Source organism: aff. Roholtiella sp. LEGE 12411, assembly GCF_015206995.1.
Classification (GTDB): domain Bacteria; phylum Cyanobacteriota; class Cyanobacteriia; order Cyanobacteriales; family Nostocaceae; genus Komarekiella.
On the sequence record NZ_JADEXR010000091.1, the window covers coordinates 1 to 24,351 of the forward strand.

At 44.5% G+C, this 24,351-nt stretch carries 18 protein-coding genes; 7 read left to right on the forward strand and 11 right to left on the reverse strand.

Annotation, left to right across the window (positions count from 1 at the left end; all coding sequences use genetic code 11):
- Window positions 1-276 precede the first annotated feature (276 nt).
- From IQ246_RS18920 to IQ246_RS18955, 8 genes are all read right to left on the reverse strand, one after another.
- The gene (locus tag IQ246_RS18920; protein WP_194004886.1) at window positions 277-7,536 is read right to left on the reverse strand and encodes a phytase; all 7,260 of its coding nucleotides are present in this window, start codon (window positions 7,534-7,536) and stop codon (window positions 277-279) included.
- Between the two features lie 231 nt (window positions 7,537-7,767).
- On the reverse strand, window positions 7,768-12,825 hold the full coding sequence (locus tag IQ246_RS18925) for a CARDB domain-containing protein (protein ID WP_194004887.1): 5,058 nt from the start codon (window positions 12,823-12,825) through the stop codon (window positions 7,768-7,770).
- A gap of 471 nt (window positions 12,826-13,296) precedes the next feature.
- Window positions 13,297-14,004 carry a Uma2 family endonuclease gene (locus IQ246_RS18930; RefSeq protein ID WP_194004903.1) on the reverse strand — a complete coding sequence of 236 codons (708 nt, stop codon included), beginning with the start codon at window positions 14,002-14,004 and terminating at the stop codon, window positions 13,297-13,299.
- 139 nt (window positions 14,005-14,143) lie between these two features.
- Complete coding sequence (locus tag IQ246_RS18935; protein WP_194004888.1) at window positions 14,144-14,947, reverse strand: COP23 domain-containing protein; 804 nt, start codon at window positions 14,945-14,947, stop codon at window positions 14,144-14,146.
- Window positions 14,948-15,084: 137 nt separating this feature from the next.
- Complete coding sequence (locus tag IQ246_RS18940; protein WP_194004889.1) at window positions 15,085-15,852, reverse strand: Uma2 family endonuclease; 768 nt, start codon at window positions 15,850-15,852, stop codon at window positions 15,085-15,087.
- A gap of 211 nt (window positions 15,853-16,063) precedes the next feature.
- On the reverse strand, window positions 16,064-16,234 hold the full coding sequence (psb34, locus tag IQ246_RS18945) for a photosystem II assembly protein Psb34 (protein WP_194004890.1): 171 nt from the start codon (window positions 16,232-16,234) through the stop codon (window positions 16,064-16,066).
- A 146-nt stretch (window positions 16,235-16,380) separates the two neighbouring features.
- On the reverse strand, window positions 16,381-17,427 hold the full coding sequence (locus IQ246_RS18950; protein ID WP_194004891.1) for a DUF1611 domain-containing protein: 1,047 nt from the start codon (window positions 17,425-17,427) through the stop codon (window positions 16,381-16,383).
- A complete protein-coding gene (locus IQ246_RS18955; RefSeq protein WP_194004892.1) occupies window positions 17,411-18,463 on the reverse strand; it encodes a dipeptide epimerase in 1,053 nt (350 codons plus the stop codon). Before IQ246_RS18955 ends, IQ246_RS18950 begins: the two co-directional genes overlap by 17 nt.
- Window positions 18,464-18,589: 126 nt before the next feature.
- Between IQ246_RS18955 and IQ246_RS18960 the strand changes: the two genes are divergently transcribed.
- Window positions 18,590-19,141, forward strand: coding sequence for an NUDIX hydrolase (locus tag IQ246_RS18960; protein WP_194004893.1), 552 nt, complete (start codon window positions 18,590-18,592; stop codon window positions 19,139-19,141).
- 303 nt (window positions 19,142-19,444) lie between these two features.
- Here the strand turns inward: IQ246_RS18960 and IQ246_RS18965 are convergent, their stop codons facing one another.
- Window positions 19,445-19,798: an LptA/OstA family protein gene (locus IQ246_RS18965; protein WP_194004894.1), complete on the reverse strand. Its 354-nt coding sequence runs from the start codon at window positions 19,796-19,798 to the stop codon at window positions 19,445-19,447.
- A 205-nt stretch (window positions 19,799-20,003) separates the two neighbouring features.
- On the opposite strand from IQ246_RS18965, the gene IQ246_RS18970 reads away from it, so the two are divergent.
- Complete coding sequence (locus tag IQ246_RS18970) at window positions 20,004-20,966, forward strand: aldo/keto reductase (protein WP_194004895.1); 963 nt, start codon at window positions 20,004-20,006, stop codon at window positions 20,964-20,966.
- Window positions 20,967-21,055: 89 nt separating this feature from the next.
- On the opposite strand, the gene IQ246_RS18975 is transcribed toward IQ246_RS18970, so the two are convergent.
- Complete coding sequence (locus tag IQ246_RS18975; RefSeq protein WP_194004896.1) at window positions 21,056-21,229, reverse strand: hypothetical protein; 174 nt, start codon at window positions 21,227-21,229, stop codon at window positions 21,056-21,058.
- 107 nt (window positions 21,230-21,336) lie between these two features.
- On the opposite strand from IQ246_RS18975, the gene IQ246_RS18980 reads away from it, so the two are divergent.
- From IQ246_RS18980 to IQ246_RS18995, 4 genes are all read left to right on the forward strand, one after another.
- Window positions 21,337-21,711, forward strand: coding sequence for a hypothetical protein (locus IQ246_RS18980; RefSeq protein WP_194004897.1), 375 nt, complete (start codon window positions 21,337-21,339; stop codon window positions 21,709-21,711).
- A 321-nt stretch (window positions 21,712-22,032) separates the two neighbouring features.
- A complete protein-coding gene (locus IQ246_RS18985; RefSeq protein WP_194004898.1) occupies window positions 22,033-22,326 on the forward strand; it encodes a BrnT family toxin in 294 nt (97 codons plus the stop codon).
- A complete protein-coding gene (locus tag IQ246_RS18990; RefSeq protein ID WP_194004899.1) occupies window positions 22,323-22,541 on the forward strand; it encodes a BrnA antitoxin family protein in 219 nt (72 codons plus the stop codon). Before IQ246_RS18985 ends, IQ246_RS18990 begins: the two co-directional genes overlap by 4 nt.
- Window positions 22,542-22,599: 58 nt before the next feature.
- Entirely contained in the window at window positions 22,600-22,860 is a 261-nt protein-coding gene (locus IQ246_RS18995) for a hypothetical protein (protein ID WP_194004900.1), read from the forward strand.
- A gap of 71 nt (window positions 22,861-22,931) precedes the next feature.
- On the opposite strand, the gene IQ246_RS19000 is transcribed toward IQ246_RS18995, so the two are convergent.
- Window positions 22,932-23,855, reverse strand: a complete 924-nt coding sequence (locus IQ246_RS19000; RefSeq protein WP_194004901.1) for a nucleoside hydrolase — start codon at window positions 23,853-23,855, stop codon at window positions 22,932-22,934.
- A gap of 15 nt (window positions 23,856-23,870) precedes the next feature.
- Here IQ246_RS19000 and IQ246_RS19005 point away from each other — a divergent pair, with 15 nt between their 5' ends.
- Window positions 23,871-24,302: a nucleoside deaminase gene (locus IQ246_RS19005; protein WP_194004902.1), complete on the forward strand. Its 432-nt coding sequence runs from the start codon at window positions 23,871-23,873 to the stop codon at window positions 24,300-24,302.
- The last annotated feature ends 49 nt before the right edge of the window (window positions 24,303-24,351 follow it).

The following is a 24,351-nucleotide window of genomic DNA, read 5'->3' on the forward strand; positions in this document are numbered from 1 at the left end:
CACTTGCCAAGAATAAATCAGCCCAGCCGTCGCTTTCGCCTTGAGGGCGAAAGCGCCTAAATCTCTCGGTTTTGCCAAAAATATTATTGATACGGCTGGGCTGATTTATTTATTGGATCTCCCTAATTCTATAGACACCTCTTTCCACCCACAAATTCAATCATCATCGAATTTACTACAAAATGGGGAGGAAAAGGCTGCCGTCAGCAGCCTTTTCCTCCCCCATCACAATGATTATCATTTTCATTAACTGTATATTTTATTTTCTGGAAGTCCCTAAGGGATACTCAAATTCACACGCACAGTCATATCGTTATAGTCTTTGTCACCGCCTCCTGGGAAATCCTCAAAGCCAAAGGTGTTATTTTCTAACAGGCGAATGTGCTTTACTTTGTCTGAATTAGCGCCCAAGAATGGGAAGAAAACTGGTGGGTCGTTATTGGGATTGTGATCGAGAATTGCATCGGGTCTACCATTGGCGATGATAAATGGTGCAAAGATAGAACCAGGCTCAAAAGTACCAGTGTATGTTGTTGTAGCTTGGTTGTTCCCTGTCAGGTCAATGCCTGTAACACGTCCACGCACTGCTGCTTCAGTATAACCAGTTTGCCCAACGAGAATATCTGCTGTGCGATCGCCATTGGTATCAATACCACCATTCTCATCAGTCACCTGATAAAAGCTGATGTAATTGTCGTAACCAGCGTCTCTGTTGACTACAAACTCAGCACTTACTGGTTGTGTCGCGTTGCGTAAATCCAAAAATTTGCTTTGTGCTAAGTTAAGTGGCTTTTTTAGCTCCAGAGTGATCATTTCGTTGTTGTCAATCGCAGGTGGTCGTCCTTGTGAGAAGGGATAATTGTTATCGTTGGCAACTAAGAGCGTTTTGGCATCTAGTACTAACACATCTTCGATAGTTACGAAGGGAAAGGTGAATTTGGTATTACCATCTTTATTCAAGTCATTGGGGTCTTGAATGTTCAGTAAATCCACGACTTCCTCTTTAGCGACAAAGCCATCTGCATCTTTTTTAGACAAGTCAACTTTGAATATCTTCTTGAACTTAGCAGTCTCACCTTGACCACCGTCTCGCTCAATTACTAGATATTCATTTGAGTTAACAGCGGTAAAATCACCAATGGCATGGTTTGGGTCATCTAATTGGTAGAAGCCTTGCAAACCCTGGAATTGCTCAGATGCTACATCCAATTTGTAGATTCGTAGCGAACCAGGGGGGTCGCCAGTAACAGTGCCTTCTAGTAAGGGATACAAGGTTTTTTTGTCGGGGCTGATTGCTAATCCTTCAAATCCTTTGGAACCACCAAGGTTGGAGACAGCTGGTTCACCTGCGAGTTGGTCGCGTACCAAGTCGCCTGTGCTGGGGAAATCAGTGAAGTAGCCATCAACTCCTAAATTGATGAACTGTTTGAATTCCTCTTTCGGGTCGCCTTTGTAATCTGATGCGAGGAAAACCCCTTCGTTGCGGAAGGTGTAAGGATGAACCAGCAAGTTGGCATCATGGGCATCTTTTACCAAAGTTGTGGGAGTACCTAAAATTCTGTCCGCATCGCTGATTGTGCGATCGCCATTCAGGTCATCTGGTTGACCATCACCGTTGCGGTCAACTGTTTGCGCGGGAACAATCAGCCGCTTGTTGGGGCCAATACCAGTCGCGTAGGTGGCGATCGCAGCTAGTTCTGTCGGTTTGGTAAGATCGCCGTAAGTGCGGGAGTCACCACTAACAGTAAAATCATAAGGCTTGTCTGTGGCTCCACCAAATAACTGAATTAGTGGCAGATTAATTTCCGCCTTGGGCATGATGTCCTGTTTTAGTTCCTTGAGATTGCCCACCTCGAAAGACTGGATGAATACCCGTTTAGGATCAGTAAACTCTTTAGCAACTAGCGTGTCAACTAGCTTCTGACCTAAGTTGATACCGAGATTTTCAAAGTAGGTGGGGTGCTTGGTTTCTGGATAAATGCCAATTTTGCGCCCTGTTTGTGTCTCTACCTGCTTCACCAAATCAATGATTTCTTCTAGAGTTAGAATTTTTAATCCATCATCGTCGAATTCAGTTCCCCGTAGAGCAGGTAGACGTTCAATTGCATTAAGAGTCTTGAGTTCTGCTAAGGTAAAGTCTTCAGTAAACCAACCAGTAACGGGTGTACCATCAATAACTTTGGTAATTTTGCGGCTAGCAAATTCTGGATGTTTCGCAACGTCAGTGGTTCCAGAAATGTCGTTTTCGTGACGTGCTACCAAATAGCCATCCTTGGTGGCAACCAAATCTGGTTCAATGAAATCAGCCCCATCAGCGATCGCTAGTTTATAAGATTCTAAAGTATGTTCTGGACGTGAACCACTAGCGCCCCGATGACCGATAACCAAAGGTGCATTCCCATCCAAGGTTTGGAACTGTGTCTTTTTTAGCACGTCAGGGTTTTGAGGTGAGCGTACAAACTCCCCAGTTAATTGGTCGCGCACCAGGTCGCCTGTACCGGGGAAGTCAGTGAAGTAGCCATCAACACCTAAATTGATATACTGTTTAAATTCTTCTTCTGGCTTCCCATTATAGTCTGATGCTAAGTAACGTTCTTCGTTGCGGAAGGTGTAGGGATGTACTAACAAACCTGCATCATGGGCATCTTTTACCAAAGAAGTGGGAGAAGTTAAAGTTTTGTCAGCATCGTTGACTACGCCATCACCATTAACATCATCCGCTTCACCATCACCATCAGCATCAACACCTTGAACCGAGACAATCATCCGTTTCCAGGGGCCAATACCATCAGCATAAGTAGCAATTTCCTGTAAGCCTTCAGGTGTCCGCAAATCTGCATAAGTGCGAGAGTCTTGATTAACGACGAAATCGTAAGGCTTGGTTTCAATCAGCGAACCATCGAGATTCACATCAACAGCATCTAATAACTGAATTAGGGGTATGTCGGTTTTCTGATTCAGTTCTTTAAGATTACTGGTTTCAAAGGACTGGATAAACACCCGACTGGGGTCAGTAAACTTGGTTTTCTCTAAGGTTGCTAACAGGGGTTCTTCCAGAGATAGACCAAGGGAATCGTGGTAAGTTGGGTGCTTGGTTTCTGGATAAATACCAATTTTACGACCTGTATCGTTTTCGACTTGTTTAACTAACTCAATGATTTCCTCAAAGGTCGGAATTTCATACAAACCGTTAAAAACTTGAGGACGGAAACTTTGGGGCATAATTGCCCGCAGTGTCTTAATTTCTGCTAGGGTAAAGTCGGAGGCAAAAAAGCCTTCTTCAGCAACTCCATCAACGATTTTAGTCGTTTTGCGATCGCTAAACTCTGGACGCTGTGCTACATCGGTGGTATTGATCATATTCGGCTCATGACGAGCAATCAGCACACCATCTTTGGTGGAAACCAAGTCTGGTTCGATGAAGTCAGCACCGCGCTCAATCGCCCGCTTGTAAGATCCTAGAGTATGCTCTGGAAGTTCACCACTTGCGCCCCGGTGTCCAATTACAATTGGCGCTTTACCACTCAGAGTGTTGAGATTAGTTGTATTGGGTGTGGCAACAGGAGCATCTAGCAGCTTACCATTAGCGTCGAAGTGTAGTAGGTATGGGCCAAATTCATCGCCAATCCAGAATGTGCCATCGGCGGCTACTGCTAAAGATTCTACATCGAAGTCTGCACCAGTTAAAAGGCGTTCCTTGGTATTTTCATTAATAATGTCGAAAGGTACTTTCTGATCAGGGTCAGATAGCTGGATAAAACCCAACACCTTGACACTTCCATCACCTTGTGCTTCTGCACCTCGGAAGCTGGGATCAAGGCGATAAATCCGCAGTAAGTAATCAGCGCTGTTGCTCTTGCTACCAAAACCGTTATCAGAAAGGAACCAGAAGGAATTGTCATCAGCGACTTGTACACCACTAAACCCTTGAATAGGTTGTTTAGCAAATGGGACATTCCGTCCGTTAGTACCTGTAATGGCGCTACCAGATGCAGGCCCTTCAGCGAAGGTATCGGCGGGAAGGGAAGCGAAACCTTTGAGTGTGACTTTTGGAGCATCTTCCGCCAAGGCGTTGGGAGTGCGAGGATTGTAACTGGTGGTGTCAATCTTTAACGGAGTTGGGAACGCATTGGCGATATTCTGCCAAGGAACCAGCTTAAAGTTGGAGTTGATATTTGCAAATTCATCGCCATCTTTAACTAATTTGGCTGGTTCATTATCACCATCTTGGGTAACAAATAAACCCTGTGGAAAATTGGGCCCCAGTGGTACGTTAACTACATCCGCGCCATCCGATTCTTGCACACTGTCAATTGCTCCATTGCTACCAACAGCAAAGTTACCCAGGTATTCGTTATTGCCTTCGCGGGTGTAAGCAACAAAGGTGTTGTCTCCTTGACTGGATGCTAGTAGATAGCCAGTGCCGTTTGCACCATAGTAGATTGTCAGTCCCTCGACATCGTTGGTGAGGTGAGTACCGCCCAAATCTTTAACCCGATCAATTAGTTTACCACTAGTGCCACCGTCGGGTTCTGCTTGGAACTTCCAAATGCCCACATCTTCCTGTCCAATGTAGAGGAATCCGGTTTCTTGGTCTGCTACCATCCCCTCAGTTTGGGGTTCGCGTCCTTCAGTTGTAGGTATGGTAAATTCCCGCACCCGTTCCACGCCAATCTTGCCATTACCTTTGTCAATCAGTTTGAATTGAGCGACATCTCCGGTATCTCTTCGGTTAACAAAGGCGTAGTAATTATTAGAGATGGGGCTACGGTACAGAGCAACTCCGTAAGCACTGCGCTGGGATGAAGAATAGGGAGGGTCAAAAGGTGCTGCTTGGAAGAGAGTGTCAATACTGCTATCGGTAATATCTTCCAGGTATTTGCCGTCAGCACCAGCATTCGGGTTAATCTTGAAGATTGCTAGTTGATCATTTTGGCGATCGCTAGCTACGGCAATATCCACAGATTTATCACCTAATTTAAAACCGTATTGCAGGTCAATATTGTTGTAGCGTATATCACCTGGATTAATTTCCTGCAACAAACTACCAGACAAGTCATAAACCCTTAACCCGGCATTCTTCACCACTGTCAATACCAAGCTATCGGCGGCGTCGGTGGCATTAACATAAATAGCAGGGTCATCAGCATCGGCTCGCTGATCTCTAGGTAATGACTCATCATCAAATAAATCAGGACGAGTCTCTACTTGAGGAATTGCGGTATTCACGATGTCTGCACTCAAAGTCAGAATTTGGGTAAATTGGGTTGGGCTGAAGTTGTTGTCACTTACCAGCATAATGGACTGACTACCATCCGGTAGTTTTGGCCCCAAGGCCAGACCCTCGATGTTATCTGTGCCTGTAGGCAAGTTCAGCGAGTCCAGATTCAACAGCAATCGCTTCTGGGCTGGTTTGATAGCAGCCAGTTGACTTGCGCTCAGACTTTCCAGTGAGTCGATGGTGCTAATATCAGTTGCGCCTTGTAGGGTAACTTCATAGATTTTGATGGTGTTACCTGTACCAGGAACCCCAGTGGAGAAAGAACGCTCCAGTGCTAGCAAAGTACCTCGGTTGTCAATTGCTAGTAAATCTACTAAACCATTGGTACTAAATGCATCTATTGGATTGGGCGCCACGGCTACGGAATCGGTGAGATAAAGGTATTCCTTCTCCGGTTGTCCCGAAAGTAAGTTGTATTGCAGAATGCGCGATCGCGTTTCAGTAGTGGTAGTAGCAGCTGGCCCATCTTGGAACAGAGCATTTTCGGTGGCGGTAAACAGGGTTTTCTGGTCGGGTGTAATTGTCAGGCTTTCTAGTGCTGCGTTATTGCGAACACCAGATATTTGAGTATCGCCAGCGTTAACAGTACCGTCGCCGTTGGTATCTTGTACTACTGGTAGATACTTTTTGGGAATAGATAGCGATCGCACTTCTTGCCCAGTAGTCAACGAAAACTCTTTCACAAAGGGATCGGTAACGCGACCTGCATTCGGATTAACTTCGCCCTCGGAGGAAATGAAAACCGTCCCGTTATCAGTCAGGGCAATGCCTTCAGGGTCAAGGCTATTTTGTGCAAAGAACTGACCACGGCGATCTTTTAGAGGAGTGACATGGGTAAAAGTTGCTCCAGTTGTGCTGATAGTAGCTGGGTCAGCAGTGAAGGTATAAAAACGGGCTGGGCCTAACTGGGAGCGATCGTCACTGATGGCGTAGTAGAGGTTGTTGGTGGCATCGTAAGTAACACCAGACAGCCCACCCAACGGTATTTGTACTCCATTTATCGCTCCCGCTGCACCAGAGGGAATAAAGCCTGTAGTCAAGCCAGTCTGTCCCTGGAATTTGGCACTAGCAATGGTTTTACCTGCTTCAGTTGCTCCCACCTGCACATCTGCAAATACCAGGCGATGGTCAGAACTGGGGAAGGGGAAAGTACCTACCAAGGGAAACTTCGGGTCAGTATTCAAGGGCCAGAATACTTCTGAATTGGTAATTTTCAAATCAGCCGAGGGTAAAACGTAGTCTGTTCGCAGATTCCCAGGAGCCGTATCAGCAAAGTCTGCGGTGTCAAAACTCGGATTTCCCTTTTGACTGGTGTTTGCACCACCCTGCAAGTCTGCTTGTTGGGGAGCACCAAGACTGGTGGGAATGACATTAGTATTGATACCAGGGTTCTGCAACAGTTGCCGAATGGCGTTGTCAAAACTGTTACCATCCACGGGGTCTGCATTCTGGTCGCCCATAATCACAAAGCTCGACCCAGCAGCAATACCACCTTTTTTACCGCCATCATCATAGATGTAATCGCCTTTACCTGGGGTAATATAGTCTGCCCAAAAGCGGATCTCGTCATGGTTGCGCTTACCGTTGCGGTCTTCAGCACCATCGAAGGTTGGGGGTGTCGGGTGGCTGGCGAGGACGTGAACTATTTCGCCATTTACCTGGATAGGAACATCCCAATGGCTCTTAGAGGAGAGGCGCAATACTTCTAGTTCGTCCTCAGAATACCAGTCATTCGGCTGTGGTGTTGTGGGGTCATCGGGAAGCAGAGCATTAGGCATATCCTTCCAGAGAAAATTTTGGAAAGTCCGCACATTGTCCGTATCGATGGGATACTTAGACAGGAGTAACATCCCATATTGACCAGGAAAATTCCCAAAGCCGAAAGCATCATCACCGTATCCTGGTTTACCTGGGGTTTTCACCGCTGTGCCATTGTTGTTTAAATCAAACCCAGAGGCAATCCCCGTATTACTAGGAGCAATGTAGACATAGGGGTATTTAACGGGAGTTGCACCATTCTGGCTGATAGCCAGGTAATTTTGCCGGAAGAGTTCAACAGCTTGATTAGGATTTTTTGAATCGTAGTCGAACTCATTAATTAGTAGTACATCCGGGTTACTGCGCTGGATAATTTCGGCAACAGCTTTGGCTTGAGCATTATCTTGAGTAGATAAATCGTTCGCTAACTGACCTTCGGCATTGCGGTTTAGGGAAGCATTGAACTGGGAAAACCGAATTGAGCTTGTCGTTACCATAAATGATTTCTGTAGTAGATTACAAAGAATTTTTACTAGACTAGGACTGACGCACACTCTACGAATTCTCGGCGTTCTTCTGTGCGATCCACTGCGCGTTGGCAGTTCGATAAATTAAGCTTTTTGGCAACTTTTGCGTAAGTCCTGTAGACTTGTTGCGAAAAGTCTGATTCTATGAGTTTTTGAGGCAAACAAATACTGCAACAGGTCATGCGATCGCCTAATACATGGTTAAACAAAGACAAAGCGGGAATCCGTGGCCAAATTGGTATTTCGGTTCAACCCATCTTCAACAACAGCAATCAGTTCTGTTGTATTCTTTGTAAAGATGCCCACAGCGTTTCTGCTGGCAGACACCGCTGATGCTGACCCCAGAGAGTAATCATTAACCAATCCTTTGAGTTGAATCTGATCGTCTGCTTGGAAGCTGACAATATTGGCATAGTCACTTTTTTTGGAACTGGCATAAAAAACTAAAGTGGCATCTCCCAAGACGAAAATATCTTTGCCCTTACCACCGTCGAGTTGGTCGATTTCGTTTTTGCCACCACCCCAACCAATCATCAGGTCATTGCCATCACCTCCTTGAAGGTGATCACGGCCCAGTCCACCTAGAAGTGTGTCATTACCGTCGCCGCCAAGGAGTTTATCATTGCCTTTCTTACCATCGAGGTAGTCATTGCCTTTCCCGCCATCAATCAACTCATCGGCATTAGTACCGATAACGCGATCGTTCCCAGCTTTGGCATTTACTTTGTTTTTGTCGCTATCGGTGAGTTGGCTGATATAAATGATGTCATCACCAGAAGTCGCCTTGTTATTGGCAACAATTAGGTCAAAGGTATCGCTGACATTGCCACCTTTCCCATCAGCAGCAGTCACTGTAACCGCGAAAATGCCAGTCTTGGAGATAGTGCCAGATATTTTGCCCGTATTGGCAACAATACTAGATCCAGTAGGTAAGCCCTGAGCGCTGTAGGTGAGGGTGTCAGCTTGATCAACATCAGTAAATTTATTACTGACATTGAAAGAGAAGGACTTGTTAATAGCAATGATTTGGTCGTCAATCGGTTGCACTGTGGGAGGATTATTTGCACTCAAATTAAACCGCGCCACGCTGGGGTCGTGATCACTATCCTGGTCAGCAAATTCTGAGTTGATGTGAACTACATCATACCCATCCAGCTTGTTGAGCAAGTTATTACTAACTAAAACGTGGTCAAGTGTTTGGGCGTTGCCTTCAAAGTTGTAGGTATAACGCTCATTTTCAGGCAGGGTTTCAATCAGGGTTTTCAGTTGAGCGCTTTCCAGGGTGCTGAGGGGGTTGGAGAACTCAAAGTCATTCAAGTCGCCGACTACCGCTATATTAGCGTTGGGATTGATCGCCAAAACGCTCAGGGCAAAATCTTTCACCACCGTCGCTTGCTGCTGACGTTGGGTTTCGCTACTGCGTGTTGGTGGTTGATTTGGCCCATATAAAGGTTGGTCGCCACCTTTAGAATTAAAGTGGTTGCCAACAACATACACAGTCTGACCATTGAAAGTAAATTCACCAACTAACGGTTTGCGACTGCTAGTAAAAGCGGAGTTGGTGGGGTCAAGACGACCAGGACTAGCAGAAAGCGTGGGCACACCATTGACAACGGTGACTGTAGTGTTAGTTGAAGAACCTCCACCAGAGATATCCACAAACTGGACTCGGTTGGGATTAAATAAGAAGCCCTGGCGGATATTACCACCAGGTTCACCGCCATCCTGGTTATTCACTGGGTTGATTTGACGATATTCGTAGGTGGGGCCACCAGCAGTCGCGATCGCATTAATTAATGTTTGAAAGGTTGTGCTAGCATCAACTACACCATTATTCGTCGGCCCGTTATTGTCCTGAATTTCTTCCAGAGTCAGAATATCTGGTGATTTCAGATTATTGACAATGCGGTTAGCTAGATTGTTAAACTTGGTTGCACCATCACTTGGGTCAAGGTTTTCTACATTGAAGGTAGCGATCGTCAATTGGTTGGTGGTGGGAGTGAGATTAGTAACTTCCTTGCTCAGAGAATCTGAGGTAACATTTACCGAGGTTGGCAGAACTTCGTAGTTGTTGAAACTATAATCAACTACCCCCGTAATTGTGTCAAAAGTAGCACCTACGTTCACCTTGGGTGAGCTACCAGCAAACAGAGTGTCATCAATTTGGATGCGCTCTGGATTAAAATCATTAGAACTGACGAGGATACCGCCACGCGCTGTACGTCCGGTGGCATTGACGCCATTATCTGCCAATACCCAAATTTCCCCGAAAGAATTCCTTGGGCTAGTTGCTACAGGATTATTCACCTGCACTAGCATCCCTTCCAAACTTTCGTAGAAATCAATCCCATCCTGAGCAGGGTCAAAGATGCCATTGGTTTCCACATTGCTGGCATCATTTTCTATTACTGTATTGGGGATAGTACGTCCACCATTGCCCAAAATAGTCGCAGATGGCAAAGCATTGCCACTGGACAGCTTCACAATTGTGGGGCTAGTAATTTGCGTAATCGTCAGGTTGTTAGCACCACTAGCACCACCAGGGCGGAACTCGGTTACTGTACCGCTAATCTTTACTGAATCTCCCACTTGTACAGTTGGTGCTGATGAGGTAAAAACAAAAATTCCCTCAGAAGTGCGATCGTCGCTGTCTGGGTTGGGGTCTTGTAAATAGAAGCCATTGGATTTCAGGGACGTGACGATTCCCGGTACGTCAGCTACTTTTTGTCCGTTTAACTCAGAGATGTGGGATGCGCTCTGAATGTCGTGAATCCGAGGAGTGAAAACTACAGTGTCAAGTATTATGCTATCGGTGCGGAACTTTTTGAAATTGTCCTCTGATAAGTCTTTGGCAGATGTACCGTCGTTGTAAAGAACGGTGTTGCCATCATCGCTGATGAATTGAATTTTAGCAGCATCTGTTAGATTATCGGGGATGCTGATAATGCCTTCCGGGTTGAAGCTAGGGGGAAAGGTTGCTGCACGCAATTGCGGCGTGCTACTAGGATTGCCATTCCATGTGTAAAGACGGAAATCGTTGGGAGCGGCTCCTACATCTCCAGGGGGCCCGGCAATAATCACGTACTGATTATTTGGATTTTTGCGAATTTCCCGAATACCTCGACCGCCTAAATCCAATTCAATGGGAGCGCCAAACTGAGCCGAGCCTTGTGTGCCGCCACCGCTAGCTGATATCAGGCTGGTGAAGTTGGTAACGGTTACAATGAGGGCGTTAGAGCGTCCAGATGGAGGAATTTGGGGCGCACGGAAAGCGATATAAGCTGTGGTGTTATCGGGGGCGATTTCCAAGCCTTCAATATTGTAGCCATTCGATTGTTTTGACCCCACACCAGCCGCAGCGCTAGCAGCCAAACCGTAGTAATTGACTCCTTTTCCATGACCGTTATTGACATCCCAATTGATGATGTCTTCCCGTAAAAAGTTGTAGCGACCTGTATAGTTGAGTGTGGTAGATGCTCCTGTACCAGTAATATCCGTGGCAAAAATGCGATCGCGATTGGGGCGAGATTTACCATCATCGCTATTGCTTTGTGACCCCAACCAGAAAATGCGATTGCCGATTTTGGTCGAAGCTTCGATGTCTACTTCTCTGAGTACGCCGGAACCATCAGTCTGCGTTAGTCCTAGAGAACTGGTGAAGTCAAAGCCAGCTACAGGGAGTCCCGACTTGGTGTAATCATAGAGGCGTAAGACTTGATTTTCGTCATCAGCTTCTAAGAAGAACGTATCGCCAACAGGAATGGCCGTAGAAGCATCGCTTGTACCTGTTAAAAATTGAGTTGTGTCAGTACCGTCATTTGCCGATGCTGCATAGGCGATCGCATAATTGGCTGTACCACTACCATCACTGACTGTGACTGTAATATTGGCATTACCAACACCTACAGGATTGATTTTCAGATTGCGGCTAGCTCCAGAGCCTGTTAAGGTTAGGTTCTCATTGGGAACCACTGTCGCATTACTGCTACTGACTGTAACAGTCAAATTATCCACAGAGGTATCGGGGTCAGCGATTATCAAGTTCAAGCCTAGAGTCTTGGCTGGATCGTTGGGGTTGCCAATCACGCCGCTGATTGCTCCGGTTCCTGTGGTGGTAAGAGCGCCGTTGGCATCTAAAAGGTCTGTAGTGCTGGCTGTGTCTAGTTGAATAGTTGGCGGTTGTCCAACCACGGCACTATTGACTGTGGTCGTGATCACAGCAGCAGTGTTGTTGGTTTCGTTGCTCTGGGCGATCGTATTATTGGGGTCTACAGTTGCTGTACCACTAGTAAGACTGCCTGTTGTAGTAGGAATGACTTTAACAGTGAGGGTCGCATTGCTACTAGCATTGATGCTACCACCGGAGAAGGTAACAACGTTACCAGCTTGGCTAACGGTGAAACCATTGGCAACTGTCGCATCGTTATAAGTAACACCACTGGGCAAGGTGTATTCCACGGTGATGCCGTTGACATTGGCAGTGCCGCTGTTACCTACAGTAAGAGTATAGGTGAGGATGTTGCCCACAATTACCGGATCGGGAGAGTCAGTTTGGCTGATTGTCAGATCTGGTGGGGAAATTACACCCCCTGATACAGTAATGCTGCCAGTTGGTAAAGTCGTCTCACTGCCAAACGTCCAGTTAGCTGAATTATTAATTGCCGCTAGCCATTCAGCTTTTGTACCACTGCTGAGTGTATTGAGATTGAATGCTGTGTAAGTTGCCGAACTGCTAAATAGAACTGCTGTATTACCAGTTTGAGATAACCCCGGTGCTATATTACCAGTATTTGAAGTAGTCGCATCTTCAAATGCACCAGTGTAGTCAATTTGAGAGATAGCTGTAAAATCTGATAGTAAGGGGTTAGTACCTGTTGATTGCACAGCCGTAATTTGATCACCAGCAGTTGTACCCGTACCTTGACCTAGGGATAAATCCGCGTAATTGCCTGTTAACCCGGAAACAACTGACCCCGATTTAGTCCAAGTAAAACTGGGTGAGGATGTATCAATACTGCGGAGTACAGTACCCGCAGGCAGATCAATATTAGCAGTGAATTTGATTGCGTTCTCATTACCATCAGCATCAGTGCTAGTAACTCCTCTAAATCCTGAACCAGTCCAGCCATTATCAGTAAAGTAAATGACTGTACCTGAGCCTATAGGCACTAAGTTCACAAAAGAAAATGAGTCAGGACTACCGTTATTAATGTAACCAATAATCGCTATATCGCCAGGAGTAAGAATTGTAGATGCCATAATTAATAGTGTGTTTCTATGTAGAACTTTTGGTACCTTTAATTTGCATCCTGACCGTGGAGACACTAGTAAAGGTTGCAATAGGAGCAGTAGGAGAATTTTCTAGAATATGTTTTTTAGTTGAGTTAAATAATGCTCAAGCAGCCTCAATTGGTCGCGGTGAGGAGTCCCCCACCACAATCGGGATAATGGCATAGCGATCGCGCGATCGTTAATGAAAGGAAAAATTCAGGTATGTGCCAGAAAACGGCTGCATACCTTATTGGTATTAATTCGTATTCATCAACCTCAAGCTATCCCAGTAAGATTAAGAAACTGCTAGCAAAAGGTTAAAACAAAAGATAGTTGGGAGTTAATAACTTACACTTGGTGCAAAAAATTTCGCACTGATTTTCCTTCTGCCTTCTTTAACAGGTATCGCTATCGTCATCCCAAGAAGGTGAGCCATGAAGAACGCTCACGGTTATTAGATCAGCTATTATTTAACTGCTGAACAAACGCCTGATGATCCACTGAGCTTAGCCCTTGCTGCAACACAGCCAACACCTGTGGCATATCTCCAGTAACTAACGCTAATACATCAAGCCACAATCCCGGAAACACTTGACTTTTAATTATGCCTGCTGCATCCGGTATCAGCGCCATATATTCACCATCTTGCAAGCTAAACCAACTCACGGTGCTTTCAAAAACTTGCCAGACAATATATTCTTGAATACCATTGCGGCAATAGGCACGCTTTTTATCATACAAATCCTTGGTAGCACTGCTGGCGGCAACTTCTGCCACTAATTCTGGCGCACTTTCCACATAACCATCAGCACCGAGATAAGACTGTCCACCACAGGCTGCATCGATTAATAAAATAGCATCAGGCTGGGGTTCGTTATCTAAATCTAGCCGCACAGTCGGATTATCCCCTAGTCTGACACCAGCCGTAACTATCTTATAAGACCACAACCAGCCCATCAAATTACCATGTGGTTCGGCGTGGGGTTCAAAGCGCAAAGGGGATGCCACGTAAACGACTCCTTCAATTAATTCAGCTTTCTTAACATTAGGCATGGCATTGTAGCGACGCTCAAATTCGTGGCGGCTGAGGCGATCGCCACTCTCAAGAGGCGGAATGTAGGAAGGGGATGCGGCTGGAGTCGGATGTTGGGGAGAGGTGTTAACCATAACCGCAGGCGATAGAGGTGGGTGAATTGATTGTAAGCTGTTACGCAAATAAAATTGTATATTTCGCGCTGAGTTGTCAAGAGTCAAAAGTCCACAGTCAAAGGCTAGCTTGGACTTTTGACATGGAATTAAGCATTAATTAGCGGAAATTGCGAGGATTTAGACGAGTGGGGGCTTGAGGTTGAGACTGACGACGTGCTACGCCATTTCGCAAGCTTCTAGCAGTACCGCCATCTTTAGGATCGAGGTAAGGTTTCAGATTAATGCCACTTCTAGATGAAGTAACTCGATTATTACCACCGCCTAAAAGTGTGCGACCTAAGTTGTATAATTCGTTTGCTCCACCCTGAGTGCGATCGCCATAAGTGTTGACAGCTATTGTCTGCTGTCCGCTGTCAGCAGTAGTCAGGTTTTGGAAAACACTATTGCGTACGACATACGGGTCTTTTCCACGCGGTACTGTCAGCACAATTCTACAACTAGGGTCAGCCTCAGTTGTCACGCAAACAATATTTTCTCTATTTTGTACGCCTGTTTGGAGTTCTTGTAAGCCATCTTGACGATAGGATTCCAACCGATTAGCGATCGTTTGACAGCGAAGTTGTGAATTCCAACCACCACCCAAAGCCGCTGGAGCCGCCCAAGGAAAATATTGGTCTGGTTGACTTTGTGGCTGATACATAACGGTGTACTGTCCATTGTAATACTGACAGCCAAACCGAGTCACACCGTCAGCGGAGGGTGAACTAGTTGTGCTTGTGGTTGATGTGTCTATTGGTATTGGTCTGTTTACTGGTGTTGATGAGCCGCCTGATGGAATTGTGGGTACTACTACACCATCCGAAGTAGAAGGATTATATTGAGCAAGTGCTGCGGAATTGCCCAAATAAAAGGATAAGCCAAGAAAACTCAAAGATGCAAACTTCAGCAGTTGTGATGACATGAATCATCCTCCAGTGGCAATAGGTAGGGAATTGATAGTTTAAGTGACGAATAATTTTGTGTTTTGATTCATCAAGAATGCTACTTCTTTTCCTTCTTGTTCTTTTTTCTCTTTGAGTAAAAATTTATCTGTATATGCTATGGCAAATTATTAGGATCGATACCTTGAGATTGCAAGTAGGCAATTAGCCGTTCTTTTTGCTGACGTTCCTGCTCGGCACGTTGACGTTCCTGTTCGGCGCGTTGACGTTCCTGCTCAATTTGTTCCACTGCCCAAAGTAACAAATTACCTGCTTCATCCCACCAGCGCAACCAGTAACCAGTACGGGCTTCTTTTGTTCCTTGCCAAGTTCCCAAAAATAAACCCATTGAAGCAATCCAATGACGACCATTTTCATCAGGTTGCTTTAATTCGTAACGTTCATTTTCGAGTTGATAAAATTCTAATAAACCGCCATTTGGATCAAGAATCACGTAAATTGGAACTTGAAGAATCTGTTCATAAAAAAACCATTTTCCTGGTGGATAGGTTCGCTTAAAAGAGTATTCTCCACCCTCAGTGTCAGATAGAAATTCCATCACCACCGCCGGAATATCACCCTCTAAATTGGGTGTGTAGCTTTTGCGTACTCCTAAAACTTCATTCACCACTGGAACATAAACCCAGTCAGGAGCTTTCGCTACAAATTGCCCGTTTATCGTCGCACAAAGTCCAAAATTCGAGGCTATCAACATCTGGGGTTGGATGAAACCACTGATCTCAAGGCTTTCGCGCAAAGCACCAGCCAGTAGTGGCTGACCTGTATTTTCCACTGGTTCATCCTCTAGGTGAAAATCTGCGGGCAATGCTTCCCAAGATATTACCAGTTCTGTTGAAGATTTAGCTTCACCGAGTTGGGTTGCCATAAACACCCCCTTTTATTGATTTGTCTTTATTTTATAAGCGATCGCAGTATTTGTAGATCCTAAAAACTGAACTGCACTTGTTTGACAACGCTATACTACTCGACGTTGAGGATGCGGAGTAAAACACAAAAAACCCCGGCCAAACTAGCCGAGGTAAAAGGGGAGAAGTATGAATGATGATGAGATACAGGGATACCGAAATCGAAAAATCTTAGCTAACGCTAAAACTAACCAAAATTAAAGTAGTGACAATTAAAGTCGCAAAAACACTTTGTAAAACGTATTTACGTTGTTCCCAAATTGCAGGGTACTCAGCGCAGTAAACCTGGGGTTCAGTTGCGTAGTTATTGAGAATACCGTTTTCATTTACTGTGGTGTACATAGTTTTTTATTGTTTTTTGTTTAGTTATGTAAATAAACATAACAGATTCGTTACGAATAGTCAACAGAACTTCACAAAAAAGGGTGATAGTAGCCATGCAAAAGACTTATCACTTGCATGACTCTTTTAAAAAACAAATGATTAGCCTAACTCTTCATCACTGCATCTAAAAGCACATCTGCATCAAAGCGGACGACATCGGTGCAAGGTAGCCCGGTTTCTGCTGTTGTTTGAGCGATCGCATCAGTAGCCGCAGATTCATCTAGATGGGCTGTGTTAAGCGCTATACCCACTACAGGCACAGAGCCAAAAGCACCACCAGCACTAGCAACAGTCTCATAAAGCCGGATCACGTCTGGTAATGGCGGGATTAGTACGTGGGGATGATTACGCACATGAACTTGTCCCGCTCGATGTGCTAACACCAGTTGGGTTGGTTGTGAACCACGGATTAGAGGTAGGGTTGCTGTTGAACCAGGATGCAGCAGTGAACCTTGTCCTTCAATATGCAAAATGTCATAGTTTTTGCCATAGTGCATGACTATTTGTTCCACAGCACCAGCGGCAAAGTCTACCCGCACGGCATCTAAAGCTACACCATCTCCTTCTAACATCACGCCAGTTTGGCCTGTAGCCAAGAATTTAGAACGCAAACCCCGCAATCGTGATGCCCAATGTAGCTGTAGACTAGTTGACATTTTACCGATGGCCATGTCGGTTCCCACAGTCAGCACTCGGCGACAGGGTAAGGTGCGTGCCATCCCACTAGCAACACTTAAATTAGCTGGTTCTTTGCGTACATCCCAAATTAATTGTCCAGGTTGGAGGAGAGCATTTAACTCTGGGATGTTTGCCATTGTTATGTGCAAACCATTTACTAAAGACATCCCAGCCTTGAGAGCGTTTTTGATTTCCAGCCAGTAATCATCTGGTACAGCACCACCTCCTGGGGCTATGCCAATTACCAAGACTTCTGGCTCGTACTCTAGGGCTGCGGTTACTGATGCCACAATCGGCACATCACGCTTGATACCTGTTAATTCTGAGAGAGATTTGCCCGCAGACTCGCGATCAATCACTGCTACAATTGGGGCTTCACTGTAGCGTAAAATTGCCAGCCCTGTTTTACCCTGAGTTCCTGTAACTCCTTCATGCAGTAGGATAGCTACTCGTTGATTAAGTGGCAGACGCACTATGTTGTACCCCCAAACCTGGTAAATCGTTTGGCAAAACTCTCCCCTCTTGCACCAATGCACCCGTAAAGGGGTCATCAATTAAGTTAAGGTGACTGTCTAAATCTAGATAATCAGCTAGTGGCGCTAGCTGTACCGCTGCTGTATTAGCTAGCGAACTGTCAGAATAGCAACCAAACATCACTTGTAATCCGTAGGCTCGCGCTGTATGTACCATCCGCATTGCCTCGGTTAGTCCTCCTGATTTCATAAGTTTGATATTAATGCCATCCACATAGTTTGCTAGATAGGGAATATCGGAGCTTGTAAAGCAACTTTCATCGACAAAGATGGGCAGGGGAGAATGCTCCTTGAGTTTTGCTAAACTTGTTTCCTGCCCCCGTGGCAATGGCTGTTCTACATACTTTATACCCAATTGAGCCAGCCAATTGCACATTTCAATAGCATCTGCCAAACTCCAACCCCCATTTGCATCAACGAATAATTCTGGTTCAGGCGCTTCTTCTCGCACTGCTAAGAGCATTTTTTGATCTGCACCTATGCCATCTGGACTACCTAACTTAACTTTGAACAGGCGGACATCGGTAAATTGCAACCAGTCCCGCGCTCTAGCTCTAGCTCCTTCTGGTGAATTAATCCCAATTGTGACTGAAGTTGGCACTATGGTATTGCGATCAAGTCCCCAAATTTGCCACAGTGGTAGCCCTACGCGCTTACCCAGCCAATCGTGCATCGCCATATCCAACGCTGCTTTGACAGAAGAAGGAACCTGAGTTTGTGTTAACACTTGCTCAATTTGCTGTCTCTGTAAGGGATTGAATGCTTGTAATAATGGCACAACTTGCTGCAAGGCGTCTTTGATTGTATCAGTTGATTGCTTGCGATCGCCTACACCGAATGGCGACGCTTCCCCCCAGCCTTCAATACCATCTTCTAAAATCCTCACCCAGACATTCGTTGTCTGTGCCGTTGTTCCTCGACTAATTGTCAAAGGAAATCTTTTATTTACAGTAAATAAATTTACATTAATTTGCATACTTGTGCTGCATATTATGTTATGGCAAAAGCCAGTGTAAGTTCCAAGTCTAGATTATTTAATACATCTGTTATACTTTTTTACATTTACTGCTTAATAGCCTTTATACACATTTTTATTTAGTCTATGAACAACTTAAAAAAATGGAAAACTTTGAATTCCAAAATGGTCTTAAATCATCGCTGGTGTAAGGTGAGGCAAGATGAAATAGAATTACCTAATGGTGAAATTATAGATGATTATTTCGTCAGTATTAAACCAGACGTTGCTTTGGTTTTACCTATAACTAGTAGTAGAGAGATTATTTTTGTCCGGCAATATAGACACGCAGTAGGCGAATTTTTTTTAGAACTACCCGCAGGAAGTTTTGATCCAACAAAGGAGAGCGCCGAAGCAGCAGCGGTGAGAGAACTAGCAGAGGAAACTGGTTATGTTTCTCAAGAAATGAGAAAAATAGCAACTCTATACGATAAGCCAAGCAAAGATACCAATCAAATACATTTGTTTCTAGCAGAAAATGTGAGAAAAGCTGGAGAGCAACAACTAGATATTACAGAAGAGATTGAAGTTATATTAATCCCTGTGGAGTCAGTTTTAGATAAAATTATTCAAGGAGAGATTTCTGTAGCAGGAACTGTAGCGGCTCTCTTTTTAGGTTTAAATTTTATCAGTTATTAATAATCAATATAGCTTTTTTTGTTTTTTAAGAATATTTAGGTGGACTGCATCCTAAACGTTTGACAGCAAATTTTTTGAGCATGTTTCCAGAAAATTATATTCAAAAAGTTTCCGTATAACAAATAGTTGGGCTGCTTTGTGTTATTTGTGAGAAGGTGCTTATAAGTTGTTTGTAGAGTGTTTAGAGTTAGGTTCGCGTAGATTATATTCGAGCTAAATCTCTCAGGGGCGATCGCAGCATAAACACATCATCATAAGACTCTACGTTTTCCTGAGAGATTGACGATTTTTGGGCGAGGCTCCTTATTCTTGACTCAAGTTACACTGCTTTTGCTCAAGCGAACAAATTGCTCGTTTACCTCGTAAACGCTCTCCCCTCTGTGAAATTTGAACATTACCAGACAGAATAACTTGCCCTCCTGTTGGCACATATCGAATCTCATCAGCACTGGCTTGAATTTGAGCTTCTGGATATGCCCAATTAGCGTTGCCGATTGCCCTGACTTCTTTTGTACTCTCATTGTAGTCTTGAACATCTGAGGTGATGGTCGTTTCTCCCGTTTCGATCAATTGGGCAATAGTCTGTGCGTTTGCTTTTGTATCAACTGTTGAGTAGAGTAATGCTGAAAACCATTCAGTAATCCGCCCTGAAGTCATAGTTGGAATAACAAAAACAGCAGCGATCGCAATCAATTTTCTACCTCATACATCCCAAATTGCCATCGGTATTTGGGCTTCTTGAGTCTTTTAGCAATTGGATCGAAAATTGTATCTTTAGAAAGAAATCCTGAAGTTTTGCTTGTGTTTGGATTGGTACACAGCTATATGTACTTAAGTAATAGCTGACATAGAAGGAGAGCAGATGTCAGGAACTACGTCAAATTCAGAAATGCTATACCGAGTTCTTGGTAGTACAGGAGAGAGAGTTTCTGCCATTGGGCTGGGCGGTTGGCACATTGGCTTGAAGAGCGTTGATGAGCAACTGGGTATCCGAATTGTTCGCACAGCGATTGATCGTGGTATCACTTTTATGGATAACAGTTGGGATTATAACGGTGGAGTCAGCGAGATTCGCATGGGCAAAGCACTGCGCGATCGCTACCGAGATAAAGTATTCCTGATGACCAAAATCGATGGTCGCTCCAAGAAAGCAGCAGCAAAACAGATAGACGAATCACTAAAACGCCTGCAAGTTGATTGCATCGATCTCGTTCAGTATCATGAAATCATCCGGTACGAAGACCCGCATCGAATTTTCGACGAAGAAGGGGCCAATGCCGCTTTCCTGGAAGCGCGGGAAGCTGGTAAGCTGCGCTACATAGGTTTTACTGGACACAAAGACCCCCATGTTCATCTACATACGCTTGAAGTTGCAGCTACTTACGGGTTTAAATTTGATACAGTGCAGATGCCGCTCAATGTGATGGATGCACATTACCGGAGCTTTGCGAAACTGGTTTTGCCAGAACTAGTTAAACAAAACATCGGCGTTTTGGGAATGAAAAGCTTGGCAAACGGTATTCTTTTACGGTCAAATACTGTAACAGCAATTGAGTGTCTACACTATGCCCTAAATCTGCCCACATCGGTTGTGATTACAGGAATTGACAGCATGGAGATTCTTGATCAAGCGTTTGAAGCAGTGCGGACGTTCCAGCCAATGAACGAGCAGCAAATGCGATCGCTTTTAGCAAAAACCGCAGAAGCAGCATCACGCGGCGAGTTTGAACCATTCAAAACCTCATCAATTTTTGATAGCACAGCCCTAAATCCAGATTGGCTGGGAGAGGAGCCACAGCGCATTCAGCAATTAATGCCAATGTGAGCAGCAGAGCCGAACGCGTTGATTGATGCGTTACCAAAGGCTATTATTACGTACCAATATCGTCATACAACACTCAAATCTGTTGCGGTTTAGTAATTGTATCGGCTGACAATGCGATTGTATCGGCTGACAATGCGATTGTATCGGCTGACAATGGGATTGTATCGACCGACAATGGGATTGTATCGACCGACAATGGGATTGTATCGACTGACAATGGGATTGTATCGACCGACAATGGGATTGTATCGACCTGCAAACATGAGCTTACTCTTTCACTAACCTTTTCTGATCTAAAAACTTTATCTTACTGTTAGCTTTATAGTTGCAATGGGCACATTAAATATATACTTTACACCAGTATGGACGTATGCCCGCTCAAAATACAACACGCCGTTTGCCCCCTCAATTAATTAGTCAAGATATTACTTCACTCCACGGTTTGCAAACCATCAGCACATATAACACAACCCGTGCTGATGCCTCTGCTGCCAACTTACAGCAAGCTTATCAAGCTATGTTAGCGCAGCAACAAGCCGAAACCGAAAAACTAACTTTATACCGTGCTGCTGCCGATACTGCCCGATTAGCAGAATGGGAATTTCACAATGCTGTATTAGCTATGAAAGAAGTTGTGCGGGGGCAATATGGCTCAGATAGCGAGCAAGCTCAAGCAGTTGGACTGAAGAAAAAATCAGAGCGTAAGCGTCCCAGCCGTAAAAAGCCAGTTAATGTTGCAAGTTAATCAACTCAGCTAGTGAGTTAGTGTAGGGCGATCGCTGATTTTTCTCTAAGCGTTAAACGCGATCGCTTCTGACCAAAATTTTGCAGATTTTCACAATGCTAATGCTCAAGGGTATTTGCATTTGAACTGTATTGGTACAATTGAAGACTTGGGGAATCAGAGTATTGAGTTACAGGATGGGCAGTTGCTTACGCTGTATAGCGAGGATTTGGAAGTTGATGGGATGGTGCAGTTCTCCGAGGAGCAGAATTTGTGGGTTGCTGTTATTAATTGGGATTCAATCAACTTGCTTATGACATACATTGTAATTACACTGTAAGTATGAGCGAGTTGAGATTTGAGTGGGATGAGCGAAAAGCTAAGTCTAATGAGCAAAAGCACGGTGTATCTTTCAATGAGGCAGAAACCGTCTTCTACGATGAGAATGCCCGCTTACTCTATGACCCTGAGCATTCTTTAGAAGAGGATCGTTACATACTTTTGGGGATGAGTGCTTCACTACGTTTGTTGTTAGTGTGTCATCTGTATCAGGAAAGTCAGGAGGTTATCCGCATCATCTCGGCTCGTAAAGCTACTAAGCGAGAGCATCAACAATATCAGAGTTTTTTATCATGAAAGAAGAGTATGATTTTTCTCAATCTATTAAGAATCCGTACATTAAGAAGCTTAAAAAACAGGTGACGATTCGACTTGAAGAGGATGTCGTTGACTACTTCAAAGTCCTTGCTGAAGAAACTGGTATTTCCTATCAGAGCCTGATCAATCTTTATTTACAAGATTGTGTAAGGTCACAGCGCAAACTGTCGTTAGAATGGGTCAGCAACGCCTAACGAATCGATTACTGTTCGTAATCCAGCAAAGCAGCAGTCATAGTTTGGAGCGCCTAGAATGATTACTCCTAGAGTTTTTGCAGATTTTCACAATGCTGATGCTCAAGGGCATTTGCGTTTGAACTGTATTGGTACAATTGAAGACTTGGGGAATCAGAGTATTGAGTTACAGGATGGGCAGTTGCTTACGCTGTATAGCGAGGATTTGGAAGTTGATGGGGTGGTGCAGTTCTCCGAGGAGGAAAAGTTGTGGGTTGCTGCCATTGATTGGGATCAAATCAGACCAGTTGAGGATCTTGTTGTGCAGGCACAAGTATGAGTATCCACACTACCTAACACTTTAAGAACAAGTTTCAATACACTCAACCTTGAAGTTTAATTTTTAGTTTTTTATCTTGCCCATTGCCGCAAGATGTAATCATAAAAAGCATCTTTATCTACTTTATCCATCGCATAAATTTTACGACCACCAGAAACTACTTTAGTACGTCCCTGACTCAGACCAGTAGTAATAATTTCTGTTTCCCATTCGTGCAATTGATAGAATTCTGGGTGTCCCAGATAAGCAGTCGCTAGCACATCCCAAAAATAATAATCCTGGGGGATAACCAATGCATAACATTGTCCTGCTAAATCAGAGATGGAATAATGGCGTTGTCGTCCCATTTTTTGTACTAATTCTGATGTAACTGGCACATTGTTAGTTAGATCTAAAGGACACATAATAATTTCAATCTGCGTTTCCCACACTCGCGCTGCTGAAATTGGATCCCAATAAGCATTCCATTCTGCGGAACCATCTTGTCCTGCTTCTAAACTTTTTTCTACATTGCCAAAGACATTTAATGCACCTCCCATCCAAATAATCTTGTGAATCTTCGCTTCAATTTCCGGTGCTTTGTCTAAGGCTACTGCAACCGTCGTCAACGGCCCAGTTACCATCAGCGTTACTGGTTCAGATGCTTCACGCAAGACTTTTACCATAAAATCTTGGCCTGTTTGTGAAACTAGAGGCGTAGTAATGGTTTCACTTTGATTGAGAATGGGTAGATGGTCAATGATAAACGAATCGCGGCGATAGAGACTAGGAAAAGGATTGATACCGCGCACAGTACTTTCTGCAACCGGGATATGAGAAAATCCCATCAAATCAAGGATTTTACGTGTGGCGCTAACGGCTGGTTGAATATAGCAATCGGCTGGAGTAACGACGACACCGAGGAGTTCGATATGATCCATCGTCAACAGCAACATGGTTGCTAGATAATCATCAACACCGCCATCATGATCCATTAATACGAGTTGTTTTGACATAAAAGGAGAATTAATATGGATAAGTTTATGCAAGCTGCGATCGCACAAGCAAAACAAGGCAGACAAGAAGGTGGAATTCCCATTGGTTCTGTTCTCGTCAAGGATGGCGAAATTCTCGGCAAAGGACACAACAAACGTGTACAAGACAGCGATCCTGTTACCCACGCCGAAATTGATTGTCTCCGCAATGCTGGTAGAGTTGGTAGCTACAGAGGCACAACACTTTATTCAACTTTAATGCCGTGTTACCTGTGCGCTGGGGCAGTAGTGCAATTTGGTATTAAAAAAGTCATCGTCGGAGAATCAATAACCTTTCCAGGTGCTAAAGAATTTATGGTATCTCATGGTGTAGAAGTAATTGATCTCAATCTTGACGAATGCGAACAGATGATGAGCGAATTTATTGAAACCAATCCTGAACTTTGGAATGAAGATATTGGGAAATAGTCATTTGTTATGGGGCATTGGGCATGGGGCATGGGGCATGGGGCATGGG